The organism is Kitasatospora humi (genome assembly GCF_020907985.1).
Classification (GTDB): domain Bacteria; phylum Actinomycetota; class Actinomycetes; order Streptomycetales; family Streptomycetaceae; genus Kitasatospora; species Kitasatospora humi.
This window is the reverse complement of sequence record NZ_JAJJPA010000002.1, coordinates 128,213-140,452: the sequence shown is the minus strand read 5'-3', so window position 1 is coordinate 140,452 and position 12,240 is coordinate 128,213. Positions and strand designations below refer to the sequence as shown.

Below are 12,240 nucleotides of genomic sequence, written 5' to 3'. Positions count from 1 at the left end.
CCGCGCTGCTCGGCGCTCGGCGCACGGCTGCTCGGCGCTCGGCGCCCGGGATCAGGCTCCTGCGCGGGAGGTGGCCGGTGGGCTCACCGGCGGAGGGCCACTGTCAGTGCCTCGGCGCGGGACCGTCGAGGGCGCTGTGGTTCATGGTTCCGGGACCTCCTCGGCTGCCGCGGGCGTGCGGAGGCGTCGCAGGTAGGGGTCGAAGGACGGCCGGGGCTCCAGGCGGATCCGGGCGTCCACGCAGAGCACTCCGTCGGGCCGGGCGATCAGCGGGTTGAGGTCGGCCTCAGTGAGCTGGGGGAGGTCGGCGGCCATCCGGGACAACCCCGCGAGGACCCTTTCGATGCCCGTCAGGTCGACCGCCGCAGCGCCGTGCCGGCCGAACAGCAGCGGGGCGCTGCGCAGTTCGGTGGTCATTGCCTTGAGGTCGAGCTCGGTCAGCGGGGCCAGTCGGGCCGTGCGGTCGTCGAGGACGTCGGTGGCGGTTCCGCCGAGGCCGAAGGCGATCAGTGGGCCGAATACCTGGTCCTGGACGATGCCGGCGAACAGTTCGAGGCCGGGCGCGGCCATCGGCTGGACCACCACACCGGTCAGCCGATCGCCGAAGTGATCGGTGAACTCCCGGTAGGCGGAGCGGACTTCGCTGTCACGGGCGAGGCCGATGCGGACGGCTCCGAGGTCGCTCTTGTGCACCAGTCCCGACCAGTACGCCTTCAGGGCGACCTTGCCGTCGTGCCCGAGCTGCCGCAGCGCCTCGGCGGCGATGACCGAGCCGCGCTCGTCCGGCGCCCAGATCGAGGTGGTGAGCGGCAGGCGGTAGCAGTCGAGGAGTTCGGCCGTCAGCGTCGGGTCGAGCCAGCCCCCGTCGGGGTGCGCGGCCAGGAAGCCGTCTACGAGCCGTCGGGCGGAGTCGGGGTCGCAGTCGGGAACGGTCACCTCCGCGCCGGGCGGCTCGGCCAGCCGGCGGGCACGGTCGCAGGCGTGCGCGAGAGCGCGGGCGGCGGCCTGGGTATCCCCGTACGCGGGTATGCGTCCGCCGTCGGAGCAGTTCAGGTAGCGCACCGGGACGTCCTGGCTGAGGAGGACGGCCGCGATCGGGATGCTGCGATGGGACGGACCATCGAGCAGGGCGCGGACCGGATCGAACCGCTCGGAGGCGGCGAGGGCGGTCGGGGCGAGGCAGACCAGCAGCGCGTCCACGCTGCTGCTGCGTTCCAACGCGCCCAGGCAGTCGGCCAGTTCGGCGGGCTCCACGGCCGCTGTGGTGTCCAGGGGATTCGCGGCCGAGGCGCCCTCCGGGAGGAGGCCGCGCAGCTCGGCCGTCAGCTCACCGGGCAGCTCGGGCTGGGAGAGTCCGGCGTCGGCGCAGGCGTCGGCCGCCAGGATGCCGATGCCGCCCGCATTGGACACCACCACGACCGCGCCGCGCGGCGCCGGCAGCGGCTGGGCGTGCAACAGCGCCGCCGCCTCGACGAGTTCGCCGATGCTGCGGGTGGCGGTGATCCCGGCCTGGCGGAACAGTGCCTCGCGGGTGACGGTCGGTGTGGCGGCGGCAGCGGTGTGCGAGGCGGCGCCGCGGCGGCCGGCGGCGGAGCGGCCGGCGTCGACGGTCAGTATCGGAATCCTGCGGGTGATCCGGCGGGCGGTACGGGAGAAGGCGCGCGGGTTGCCGAAGGACTCAAGGTGCAGCAGGGCGAGGTCGGTTCGGCGGTCGCTCTCCCACCACTGCAGCAGGTCGTTGCCGCTGACGTCGTACTTGTCGCCGAGTGAGACGAAGCTGGAGACGCCGATGCCCAGCCAGGTCAGGCGTTCCAGCAGCGCGATCCCGACGCCGCCCGACTGCACGGCGACTCCTGCGGTGCCCGGCAGCGGCCACACCGCGCCGAACTCCGCGTCCAGCCGGACCGTCGGGTCGGTCAGTGCGATGCCCAGGCTGTTCGGACCCACCAGCCGCATCGAGTGCCGGCGGCACGCGTGCATCAACTGCCGTGCGGTATCGGGGCCCAGCCCCGCGGTGAGCACCACCAGCGCCCGCACTCCGGCCCGGCCGCACTCCTCGGCGGCGCCCGCCACGGCAGCCTCCGGGACGGCCAGCACCGCGAGGTCGGGGGTCCCGGGCAGCGTGCCGAGTGACGGGTGGGCCGGCTCTCCGGCGACGACATCGGCGTGGGGGTTGACGGCCCACAGCTCGCCGGTGAAGCCCGCCCGGCGGATCTTCAGCAGCACGGTCTGCCCGACGGATCCCGGTCGGCGTGAGGCTCCCACCACCGCGACCGAGGCCGGCCGCAGCAGTGCGCCGAGGCTGGCCACGTCAGCGGCTCGGCCCCGCTCGTCCACCGCCGCGCGGTAGCGCTCGTCGCTCTCGTCCAGCGGGACGCTGACCCGGATCTCGCCCTGTTCGAGGCGACGGTGGACCGGCAGGCCCAGGTCGGAGAAGACCCGGTGCACGGCCACGTTGCCCTCCAGCGTGTCGGCTTCGAAGGTGCGGACGCCCTGCTTCCGCGCCGCGTGGATCAGGTGCTCCAGCAGCAACGTGGCGACACCCCGGTGCTGCCAGTCGTCCGCGACCGCGAGGGCCAGTTCCGCCGTGTCCGGTCGCTCCTCGACCCGCTCGTAGTCGGCCTCCCCGACCAGTTCACCGCCGGCCCAGACACCCAGCGCTCGGGTCCCCGTCCTCGACGGGCCACACAACCGGTCGGCCGCCAGCTGCGGGGCCCGGCGGCTGGCACCGAAGAAGCGCAGCCTGCGGCTCTCCTCGGACATCCGCCTGGCGTGCAGCTCGAGAACCGCCTGGTGGTCCGGCGGGCCGATCGTCCTGATCTCGACCGTGGTGCCGTCGACGAGCAGCGCCTCAATGGTGGACGGCCGGTGCTGAGCGATGGACATGGCCACTCCTCGGTGGCAGGACGTTCCGAGCGGTACACCTCCACCATCCGAGCATACGAGCGGCTCGAACAGGGCCGGTCGGCCCCGGCCGCTGGGCCCCCGGGCCACACCTGGCGACTGGGGGCGTGCGGCCCGATCCGAAGAACCCGACCGCCCTCCCGGCAGTGGCTGCGCGTGTCGACGCCGTCGGGTGTCGGGGTTTCCCGGCCCCGCCCGCTGTCTGGTCCGCGACGCATGGCGTCAGCGGGTGGATCCGGTCCGATCGAGGGTGAGGTCGAGGAAGTGGGCCGAGCAGGAGATGCACGGGTCGTGGTTGCGGATCGCACGTTCGCACAAGGTGGTCAGTTCGGCGTCGGTGGGCTCGCCCGCTGCCATGCGCTCCTGGACCAGGCGGCGCAGGTCCTCCTCGATGGCCCCCTGGTTCTGCGCGGTGGGCGGAACGAGCGAGGCGTCGGTGATGGTCCCCCGCGCGTCGAGGGTGTACCGGTGGTAGAGCAGGCCACGGGGCGCCTCCGTCGCCCCGTGGCCCGTTCCGGCTCGCGGGGGCACCTCGACGCCGGGGTGCGGCGCGGGTTCGTACGCCTCGATCAGGCGCAGCGCCTCGTCGACCGCGTAGAGCACTTCGACCGCGCGGACGATGATGCTGCGGAAGGGGTTGCGGCAGATCGTGCCCTGCCGGGGGTCACCGAGTCCGACTTCCGCGGCGGCCTGCAGGGCGAGCGGGGACAGCCAGCGGCCGCTGACGGCGTAGCGGGCGAGCGAGCCGGTCAGGTGGCGGCGGCCGTCCAGCTGGGAGTGGAGGGCGGTGGAGTAGGGCACCTGGCTTTCGACGACATGGTCGTCGAACTCGCGGACCGCGAAGGTTCGCGTCGGCAGCGCCCGATCGCTGCCGGCGGGCAGGCCGGCGGTGTGCGGAGCCGGCATGACGGTCGGGGTGCCGGACTCGATGGCGTAGGTGCCGGGTTGGGAGAGCGCGAGCAGGTCGTGGTCGCATCCGGCGTCGGGGAACTCGAAGCCGGCCACCCAGCGCACGGTTTGCTCGGCGTCGTCCCGGGCCCGGCGCAACCGTTCGGCCAGCGGCCGTAGTTCGGTGGCGGTGGGCAGGCGGTGGAAGCCGCCGACGCGGACGTTGACCGGGTGGATCGCCCGGCCACCGAGCAGTTCGATGATGGCGTTGCCGGCCTGTTTGAGCCGCAGGCCGCGTTCCACGTCGGCGCGGTGGGTGCGGGCCAGCTCGATGGCGCTGTCGCAGCCGAGGAAGTCGGGGGCGTGGAGCAGATGGATGTGCAGGGTCTGGCTCTCGATCCACTCACCGCAGTAGAGCAGCCGGCGCAGCGCCGTGAGTTGTCCGTCCACGACGACCCCGCAGGCGTCCTCCACGGCGTTGCAGGCGCTCAACTGGTAGGCGACCGGGCAGATTCCGCAGACCCGGGAGGTGATGTCGGGCGGCTCGGTGTGGGCGCGGCCGCGCAGGAACGCCTCGAAGAAGCGCGGTGGTTCGTAGATCGCCAGCCGGGCCTCGGTCACCTGGTCGCCGTCCAGGCCGAGGTGCAGCGCGGTCTCGCCCTCGACCCGGGCGAGTGAGCCGACGTGCAGCACGCGGGAGCCGCGATGGGTCATCGTTGCTCGTCCTCCGCCCGGGAGACCGCGTCGAACTCCTCGGCGGCGGTGTTGAAGGTGCGCAGCACGCGCACCACGTCCAGGGTGTCCATGCCGTCGCGGCGCAGCAGCGGTACGAAGGAGGGGAAGTTGGTGGAGTTCGAGGGGCCGAAGCAGCCGTAGCAGCCGCGCCCGTAGCTGGGGCAGATCGCGCCGCACCCGGCGTGGGTGACCGGGCCGAGGCAGGGTGTGCCGAGTGCCACCGTGACGCAGGTCGTGCCGCGCCGCTTGCATTCGAAGCAGACGCTGTGCCGGGGGACGTCGGGTGTGCGGCCGGCCAGGTGGGCGGTGATGACCTCGACCAGCTGGCGGCGGTCGATCGGGCAGCCGCGCAGCTCGAAGTCGACGGGGACGTGGGCGCTGATCGGCGTGGAGGTGGCGAGGGTGGCGACGTAGTCCGGCCTGGCGTAGACGGCGGCTTGGAACTCGGCGACGTCGGCGTAGTTGCGCAGGGCCTGCACGCCTCCGGCGGTGGCGCAGGCACCGATGGTCACCAGGCGCCGGGAGACGGCGCGCACGTGCCGGATCCGCTCGGCGTCCTGCGGGGTGGTGACCGAACCCTCGACCAGGGAGAGGTCGTACGGTCCGGGCGCGACCGCGCTGGACGCTTCGAGGAAGTGCGAGACGTCGATCTTGTCGGCGATGCCGAGGAGTTCGTCCTCGCAGTCCAGCAGCGTGAGTTGGCAGCCGTCGCAGGAGGCGAACTTCCACACGGCGAGCTTCGGGCGTGGGTTGGTGTCGGTGTGCACCTACAGCTCCCGGATCAGGAGGAGGGGGCGGGCGCGGGTCCAGGTGACGACAGGGCCGTCCCGGCACAGCAGCAGCGGACCGAGCTGGCAGTGGCCGCAGTGGCCGGTGCCGCAGTGCATGGTGCGTTCGAGGGAGACTCGGATCCGGTCCGGTGCAACGCCTCGGTGCACCAACTCGTCGGCGGTGGCCCGGATCATCGGCTCGGGGCCGCAGACGAAGGCGGTGGCCGTCGACGGGTCGAAGACGGCCCGGTCCAGCAAGGTCGTGACGACGCCGACGTCACCCATCCAATCAGGGGCGGGGTGGTCCACGGTGGTCAGGACCCGGGCCCCTGCCTGCCAGTGAGCCGTCTCATCGGAGTAGAGCAGCTCGTGCGGCGAGCGTGCTCCGATCAGGACGCTCAGCCGCCCGTACCGCCCGAGCTCGGCGAGCGCCGCCCGGACGAGTGGGCGCAGCGGCGCCAGTCCGATGCCGCCGGCCACCACCAGCAGGTCGCGCCCTGCCTCCTCGGACAGTTCCCAGCCGGTGCCGAACGGGCCGCGCACACCGACCGTCTGCCCCGGCCGCACGCCGTGCAGCGCACCGGAGATCGCGCCGACCGCGCGAACTGTGTGCGTCAACCGCCGACCGTCGATTCCGCTGACCGACAGCGGGATGTCACCGACACCGAAGGCGTACACCATGGCGAACTGCCCAGGGGTGAAGGGCGGTAGAGCCGTACCGACGGGTTCCAGGACGATGGTGGCGGTGTCGGGCGTGTCGGTCCGGCGCTGCGCCACCCGGTACGGGAGAGGTGGCGCGGCGGCCGTCTCTGCGAAGGCCCCCGTCACGTCCCGCCGCCGTGTCCGGGAGGCGGCCCGTACAGGTCCAGCAGTCGAGTGCGGGTGGCCTGCAGCCGCCGGGCGATCACCTGCGCGACGCAGTGCGTCACCGCCAGCCCGAAAGCCGGGTCCTCCTCGCAGGCGCCCCGGACCTGCCGCGCGTCGAACTCCCGTGCCAGCACGGCGGTGCGGGTCCGCGCACCCAGGTGCCAGCGATAGGGCTCGAACAGCCAGGACCAGCCCACCAGTTCACCCTCTCCGAGGGTCTCCACGACGGGTTCCGGCCGACCTGGGACGTGAACGTCGAGGGCGACCAGGCCGGAGCCGACGATCCAGAACCGGTCGGCCTCGCCCCCCTCCTCGAAGATCCGGGTTCCACCCGGGAAGGACACGTCGTGCGCGAGGGCGAGCAGCCGGTCGCGGTGGGCGGGCGTGAGGGCGCCGAGGAAACCGTGGCGAACGACGGTCATCCCGCCCCCTCCCCCGCACCGCTCGCGCGTTCCCGATTCAGCGCGTGCGCCTCCTCGGTGATGTCGATGCCGACCGGACACCAGACGATGCAGCGCCCGCACCCGACGCACCCGGAGCTGCCGAACTGGTCGTACCAGGTGCCGAGTTTGTGGGTGGCCCACTGGCGGTAGCGGCTGCGCGGGGAGTCGCGGACCGGGCCGCCCGGCAGGTGTGTGAAGTCCCGGTCGAAGCAGGACTCCCAGCGCCGCCACCGCTCTGCGTGATCGCCGGTCAGGTCCGTGATGTCCTCGGCGGTGGTGCAGAAGCAGGTCGGGCAGACCATGGTGCAGTTGCCGCAGGTCAGGCAACGGGCCGTCACGTCGTCCCACCGCTCGGCGTTCAGGGTCTCGCGCATCAGCCCCTGCAGGTCCACCGGCGGCATGCTGCGGCCCATCCGATCGGCCGCCGCCGCGACCCGGTCCCGGGCCGCGGTCCGGGTGGCGGTGTCGGCGGCGCGGCTGGGCAGTTCGGCGAGGACCGCCTCGCCCTCCTCGCTCCCGGCCCGTACCAGGAAGCGGTGGCCGTCGGCATCGAGCACCTCGGTCAGCGCCAGGTCGTAGCCGGGTCCCACGGCCGGCCCGGTCCCCATCGAGACGCAGAAGCAGGTGGCGCCGGGTTCGGTGCACTCCACCGCCACCAGGAACGCCCCTGCCCGCCGCCCCCGGTACCCCCGGTCGGCGTGCCGACCGCCGGTCAGCACCCGGTCCTGCACGGCGATGGCCCGCAGATCGCAGGGGCGCACCCCGAGGAATGCGTACGACGGCGGCGGCGTCGCGTCCGGCGTGGTCACCAGGCCGCCGTCGGCCGTGCGGTCGGCGCTCCACTCCCGGGCCCGCGGCGGGTGCAGGAAAGTCTTCCAGGACTGCGGGCCCGCGCTGTGCGCGAATGCGGCACCGTCCTCGCGGGCGGCCAGCCGGTAGGTTCCGGCCTCCAGCTCGACCCCCCAACCGTAGGGGAGCTCCGCGCCGCCGGAGATCTCGGCGAGAACGATGGCACCATCACGGACGGTGGGCCCGATGACCGTACGGCCGCGCGCGGCAAGGACGGCGACGAGTGCGTCCATGCCGTCCTTGTCGATCACCGCGGCACCGTCGTCGTCCGTCATCCGCCGACCTCCGTACGCCGATGCTGGTGCTCTCCGGCTCAGTATCGGCAGGACCGACAGCTGGGCGTCCGCCGACGGTCGGGGGTGTGGGCCAGGTGGCTCAGTCCCTCCCCTCGTGCGAGCAGCAAGAAGGCCCACCGGGTCGGCCGGCGCAATCAGCGGGGAAGGGAGGGGCACCATGGGCGTCGCTCCGCGGATCGTCGTCATCGGTGTCGGGAACGAGTTCCGGCGCGATGACGGTGTGGGCTGGGCGGTCGTCGCCCGGCTGGCCGAACGAGCCGCGCGGCAGCCGCTCCCGGGCAGCCCGCTGCTACGCCTCTGCGACGGCGACCCCGCCCGGCTCCTCAGCCTGTGGGCGTGCGCCGACCTGGCCATCGTGGTGGACGCGGCCCACGCCCACCCCGGCCACCCCGGCCGCGTCCACCGCCTGGAGCTCGACACCGAGCTGCTGCCCCGGTCCGGCGGCACGACGAGCTCCCACGGCCTGGGGCTCGGCGAAGCCGTCGAACTCGCCCGCGAACTGGACCGCCTGCCAGGGCAGCTGGTCGTCTACGCCGTCGAAGGAGCCGACAGCGGCCTGGGCACCGGACTGTCGGCCCCGGTCGCCGCCGCCGTGGAACCACTCGTCGTGCGGATCGCGAAAGATCTCGCGTCGCACCGCTCGCGGAATACGCTGCTCGGCTCGTCGTCGACGTGCCGGTCGCAACACCCGGGGCGAGACTGACTGTGGCTCCGTCGCCACCATCGCCGGCACTGCCAACCTGCTGATCACCCTCTGGCTGCGCTCGCTTGAGGAGCTGCCCCGGCTCGAAGCCGAACTCGCCGCCCGCCACACCTGTTTGACGGCGCTGGACCGCACCGTCGCACCGAGTCAGGTGGTCCACGGCCAAGCCTGACCCGCATGTGCGAAGAGCGGATTCGCCGATCCCCTCAGGAACTCCTTGGATCAGCGGCCGGTCGTACCTGGCGCCGGTTGCCGGTGGTCCCGCGGAGGACTGGACAGTGCGCGCAGGAACACCTGGCGCATCATCTCCGAGGTGTCGAAGTCGTCGGCCTGGGCGACGTCATCGGTGCTGTCGTCGACTGTGGGGTCGGGGTTCATGTCGCCTGCTTCTCCGTGTCGTGCGTGGCCGTCGGCCGGGGCGGTCGCGACGGGCTCTGCCCGGCCGGCCGCGCATCGGGCAGCCAGGCCGCCAGCGGCAGGCCGAGGGCGGTGAGGGCGGCCAGGGACAGCAGGGTGGGACCCATCGCCGGGGCCGGCGTTGCCGGGAGCCCGACGGCGAACGCCCCGGTCGCGCTGGCGGCGACGGCGATGCCGAGGGTCGGGCCGATGTTCATGGCGGTCTGCTTGATCCCACCCACCACCCCGGCGTAGGCGGGTGGCGCGTCACCGACGACGGTCCCGGTGGCGGTGACCATGACGGTGGCGACGTGCCGGCGGCAGGTGCGCCGAGGACCATGAACGCGGTCAGCGGCAGGACGCGCAGGCCGCTGGAGAACGCGTCGAGGCGGAGCACGTTCTGGAGGTAGAAGGTGGCGGTGAACAACGCGCCGTACAGGCCGGCGGTGGCGACCAGGAGGATCGCCATCGAGGCCGTCACCGGCACGGACCGCGCCACGGCGGGCGGCACGATCGGGTGCGCGGCGCGGCGTTCGTGCACGGCGAGCGCCACCCCGAGGCCCGTGGCGGCGACGAGTCCGAGCAGTGTGGGCGGACCGGCCCAGCCGTGGGCCGGTACGCCGGCCAGGGTGCGGACCAGGACCGCGAGTGCGGCCGCGAGCAGGGCCGCGCCGGTCAGGTCGAGTCGCGACGAGCCGGTCCGTTCGGGCGCGGGCGGCCGGACGGCGAAGGTGAGCGCGGCGATCAGGAGCGCGAGGGGGGCGTTGATCCAGAACACGGCACGCCAGCCCAGATGCGAGACGAGGACACCGCCGAGGACCGGGCCGGCCCCCGCGGCCACCCCGATCGCGCTGGTACGGATGGCCACCGGCGTACCGAGGCGGTCAGCCGGGTACGTCAACCTGAGCAGCGCCAGGGTCGCGGGTTGGAGCAGCGCACCGAAGGAGCCCTGTGCGGTGCGCAGGCCGATCACCCAGTCGACCGACGGTGCGAGCGCGATACCGGCCGAGGTGGCCCCGAATCCGAGGACGCCGACGAACAGCAGCCGCAGGTGCCCGTACCGGTCTCCGAGGCGTCCGGCGATGACGAGCAGCGAGGCCACCGCGACCAGGTAGCCGGTGCTCGTCCACTGGATCTGCGACATGCTCGCGCCGAGGTCGCGTTGGAGGCTGGGCTGCGCCACCAGCAGGACCGTGCCGTCCAGCGCGACGAGCATCGCGCCGGCCGCGCTGACGAGAAGTGCCGCGTGCCGTCGCATCCTTGCGGTCACGAGTTCACCGGACCGAGGTGAGCGTCCAGCACCGCTGCGACGAGTTGGTCGAGTTGGTCGCCGCCGGTGGCGCCGGCCGGTGGCGCGGCGTCGAGGGCGAGCTGCAGGCTGCCCCACGCCCACAGCTGGGCGGTGCCGTGCAGGTTCGCCCACAAGGCGGCAGCCGCCACGGCAGGCGGCGGCACGGCCGCGTCCGGCCGGGACTGCTGCGCGGCGCCCTGCTCCGCCCGGCACCGGGCGACGAGGACGACGATGCGCTCGAACAGCGGGACGGTCGACTCCCGCAACCGTCGCTCGCCCGCGGCGTGTTGCTCGCTGTCGAGCAGATCGTGACGGAACATCAGCTCGAACATGCCGCGGCACTCGAGTGCGTACCCGACGTACGCCCGGGCGGCGCCCTGCAACTGGGCCCGTGGCGACGTGGCGCCGGCGATGGCGGCCACGAACCGGGCTTCGAGCTCTTCGAAGCCGCGCCGGGCGATCGACGACAGCAGGGCGTGGTGCGTGGGGAAGTACCGGCGAGGCGCCCCGTGCGACACCCCCGCCCGGCGGGCGATCTCGCGCAGCCCCAGCGACGCGGGGCCCTCGGTCGTCACGAGGTCCACTCCGACGTCGATCAACCGCTCCCGAAGGGAGCTCTCAGGATCCATAGACAGTGTCTACCAGCTGGCGATAGACACTGTCTACGCCAGGGGACCGGACGCCAAGGTCGAACTTCGGGCGCGAGTGCCGGCGGACGGCGGTGCGCTCAAGCGCGCCGTTTGCCGACACTTCCGGGTCGACATCAGTCCGTTGTGCCGTACCTGAGTCCGTCCATGAGGTCGAGGAGGCGTTCGGCCTGCTCGCGCTCCTCGGGTTTCCCTGAGGCGAGGGCGACGCCGGTCGGCGCCCACGCCGCGCTCGGCGCGATCACCGAGGAGCAGTTCGACCGGACCTTCAACGTCAACGCGAAGGGCGTCCTGTTCACCGTCCAACCGGCGATCGCGCTGCTGCCGCCCGGCGGCACGGTCGTCATCATCGGGTCGACCGCGTCCATCCAGCCGCCGGCCGGCATGGGGCTGTACGGCGGTTCCAAGGCCGCGGTGCGCGCCTTCATCCGGTCCTGGATCCAGGACATCAAGGGCTCCGGCATCCGCATGAACGTCCTCAGCCCCGGCGCCGTGGACACCGAGTCCTTGCGCAGCGCCCTGGCCATGGCGCAGGGCGTCGACGCCGTCCCCGCCGCGGTCCGGAAGATGGGCGAGGGCAACCCCACCGGCCGGATCGCCGACCCCCGCGAGATGGGCAAGGCAGCCGCCTTCCTGGCCGGCGACGCCTCCGGCTTCATCACCGGCGTCGAACTCTTCGCCGACGGCGGCATGGCACAGGTCTGAGCAACCAAGCCGTGACACGCGCGCCCGGCACCAGGCCCGCCAGACGCACGTCCCCCGCCGGCAAACGCGCGCGCTGAAGGCCGCGGGGCATCGTTCAAGCGGGCGCGTCGTCGCCTGTTACCGCAGTTGGTCGAATGCCTGGTCGGCGTCGGCTACGGCCTCGGGGTGGACGTCGCGGGCGGTTCGACCGTCGGCGATCTTCTGCCAGTTGGTCCGGGCGAGAACCCGTTGGACGGCAAGGACCTGGGCGGCTCGCAGGCGGGCCTGAATGCCTTCGCCGAGAGCGTCCGCCAGTGCCTCTTCGTCCTCGAGCTGGTAGCGCGTGAGCCGTCCCGCCAAGCTCGGCGTGGTGAACACCAGCCGATGGAACGCCACCACCTCGGGGTGGTCGTTGAGGCCGGTGACGGGGTCGTGGCGGTCGAGGGCGGCCCGGAAGTGCCGGTGCAGCGCCGTCAGCGGCTTGATGCCGGACTCGCGGTCACGCACGACGCGTGCCGCCTCGCCCTGGTGGTCGGCGAACCGGTGAAGGACCAGGTCTTCCTTGGTGGGGAAGTACCGAAAGAGGGTCGGCTTGGAGATTTCGGCGGCCGCGGCGATGTCGTTGACCGAGACGCGGTCGAAGCCGTGCGCCAGGAACAGCGATACGGCCGAATCGGCGATGGCGTCGCGCGTCCGCTCCTTCTTGCGGGCTCGCAGTCCCGTCGGCTCGCTCATCTGACCACTGTAACATTCATAACTGAGTTGCG

At 72.9% G+C, this 12,240-nt stretch carries 11 protein-coding genes and 1 pseudogene; 2 read left to right on the top strand and 10 right to left on the bottom strand.

Annotated features, from left to right (window positions below):
• Window positions 1-141: 141 nt before the first annotated feature.
• The 6 genes from LN042_RS03060 to LN042_RS03035 all read right to left on the bottom strand — a co-directional run bounded on the left by LN042_RS03060 (window position 142) and on the right by LN042_RS03035 (window position 7,731).
• Window positions 142-2,886 (bottom strand): bifunctional acetate--CoA ligase family protein/GNAT family N-acetyltransferase, encoded by a 2,745-nt coding sequence (locus LN042_RS03060; RefSeq protein ID WP_230048190.1) that lies wholly within the window; start codon window positions 2,884-2,886, stop codon window positions 142-144.
• Between the two features lie 240 nt (window positions 2,887-3,126).
• Window positions 3,127-4,506: a Ni/Fe hydrogenase subunit alpha gene (locus LN042_RS03055; RefSeq protein ID WP_230048189.1), complete on the bottom strand. Its 1,380-nt coding sequence runs from the start codon at window positions 4,504-4,506 to the stop codon at window positions 3,127-3,129.
• Complete coding sequence (locus tag LN042_RS03050) at window positions 4,503-5,294, bottom strand: NADH-quinone oxidoreductase subunit B family protein (protein ID WP_230048188.1); 792 nt, start codon at window positions 5,292-5,294, stop codon at window positions 4,503-4,505. The genes LN042_RS03055 and LN042_RS03050 overlap by 4 nt, the downstream gene beginning before the upstream one ends.
• Window positions 5,295-6,074 carry an FAD/NAD(P)-binding protein gene (locus LN042_RS03045; RefSeq protein WP_230048187.1) on the bottom strand — a complete coding sequence of 260 codons (780 nt, stop codon included), beginning with the start codon at window positions 6,072-6,074 and terminating at the stop codon, window positions 5,295-5,297.
• Between the two features lie 47 nt (window positions 6,075-6,121).
• Window positions 6,122-6,586, bottom strand: coding sequence for a Crp/Fnr family transcriptional regulator (locus tag LN042_RS03040; RefSeq protein ID WP_230048186.1), 465 nt, complete (start codon window positions 6,584-6,586; stop codon window positions 6,122-6,124).
• The gene (locus LN042_RS03035; RefSeq protein WP_230048185.1) at window positions 6,583-7,731 is read right to left on the bottom strand and encodes a 4Fe-4S dicluster domain-containing protein; all 1,149 of its coding nucleotides are present in this window, start codon (window positions 7,729-7,731) and stop codon (window positions 6,583-6,585) included. Before LN042_RS03035 ends, LN042_RS03040 begins: the two co-directional genes overlap by 4 nt.
• 178 nt (window positions 7,732-7,909) lie before the next feature.
• On the opposite strand from LN042_RS03035, the gene LN042_RS03030 reads away from it, so the two are divergent.
• Complete coding sequence (locus LN042_RS03030; RefSeq protein WP_230048184.1) at window positions 7,910-8,455, top strand: hydrogenase maturation protease; 546 nt, start codon at window positions 7,910-7,912, stop codon at window positions 8,453-8,455.
• Window positions 8,456-8,677: 222 nt separating this feature from the next.
• On the opposite strand, the gene LN042_RS03025 is transcribed toward LN042_RS03030, so the two are convergent.
• From LN042_RS03025 to LN042_RS03015, 3 genes and pseudogenes are all read right to left on the bottom strand, one after another.
• On the bottom strand, window positions 8,678-8,833 hold the full coding sequence (locus LN042_RS03025) for a hypothetical protein (protein ID WP_230048183.1): 156 nt from the start codon (window positions 8,831-8,833) through the stop codon (window positions 8,678-8,680).
• A pseudogene (locus LN042_RS03020) lies at window positions 8,830-10,109 on the bottom strand (MFS transporter). Before LN042_RS03020 ends, LN042_RS03025 begins: the two are co-directional and overlap by 4 nt.
• 8 nt (window positions 10,110-10,117) lie before the next feature.
• Entirely contained in the window at window positions 10,118-10,771 is a 654-nt protein-coding gene (locus tag LN042_RS03015; protein ID WP_230048182.1) for a TetR/AcrR family transcriptional regulator, read from the bottom strand.
• A 165-nt stretch (window positions 10,772-10,936) separates the two neighbouring features.
• On the opposite strand from LN042_RS03015, the gene LN042_RS03010 reads away from it, so the two are divergent.
• A complete protein-coding gene (locus tag LN042_RS03010) occupies window positions 10,937-11,494 on the top strand; it encodes an SDR family NAD(P)-dependent oxidoreductase (protein ID WP_230048181.1) in 558 nt (185 codons plus the stop codon).
• A 117-nt stretch (window positions 11,495-11,611) separates the two neighbouring features.
• On the opposite strand, the gene LN042_RS03005 is transcribed toward LN042_RS03010, so the two are convergent.
• Entirely contained in the window at window positions 11,612-12,208 is a 597-nt protein-coding gene (locus LN042_RS03005) for a TetR/AcrR family transcriptional regulator (protein ID WP_230048180.1), read from the bottom strand.
• Window positions 12,209-12,240 lie beyond the last annotated feature (32 nt).

What these genes read in the sequence shown, in the direction of transcription:
- LN042_RS03060 (WP_230048190.1), bottom strand. Translation starts at nt 2,886, where the DNA reads ATGTCCATCGCTCAGCACCGGCCGTCCACCATTGAGGCGCTGCTCGTC.
- LN042_RS03055 (WP_230048189.1), bottom strand. Translation starts at nt 4,506, where the DNA reads ATGACCCATCGCGGCTCCCGCGTGCTGCACGTCGGCTCACTCGCCCGG.
- LN042_RS03040 (WP_230048186.1), bottom strand. Translation starts at nt 6,586, where the DNA reads ATGACCGTCGTTCGCCACGGTTTCCTCGGCGCCCTCACGCCCGCCCAC.
- LN042_RS03035 (WP_230048185.1), bottom strand. Translation starts at nt 7,731, where the DNA reads ATGACGGACGACGACGGTGCCGCGGTGATCGACAAGGACGGCATGGAC.
- LN042_RS03030 (WP_230048184.1), top strand. Translation starts at nt 7,910, where the DNA reads ATGGGCGTCGCTCCGCGGATCGTCGTCATCGGTGTCGGGAACGAGTTC.
- LN042_RS03025 (WP_230048183.1), bottom strand. Translation starts at nt 8,833, where the DNA reads ATGAACCCCGACCCCACAGTCGACGACAGCACCGATGACGTCGCCCAG.
- LN042_RS03015 (WP_230048182.1), bottom strand. Translation starts at nt 10,771, where the DNA reads ATGGATCCTGAGAGCTCCCTTCGGGAGCGGTTGATCGACGTCGGAGTG.
- LN042_RS03010 (WP_230048181.1), top strand. Translation starts at nt 10,937, where the DNA reads ATGAGGTCGAGGAGGCGTTCGGCCTGCTCGCGCTCCTCGGGTTTCCCT.
- LN042_RS03005 (WP_230048180.1), bottom strand. Translation starts at nt 12,208, where the DNA reads ATGAGCGAGCCGACGGGACTGCGAGCCCGCAAGAAGGAGCGGACGCGC.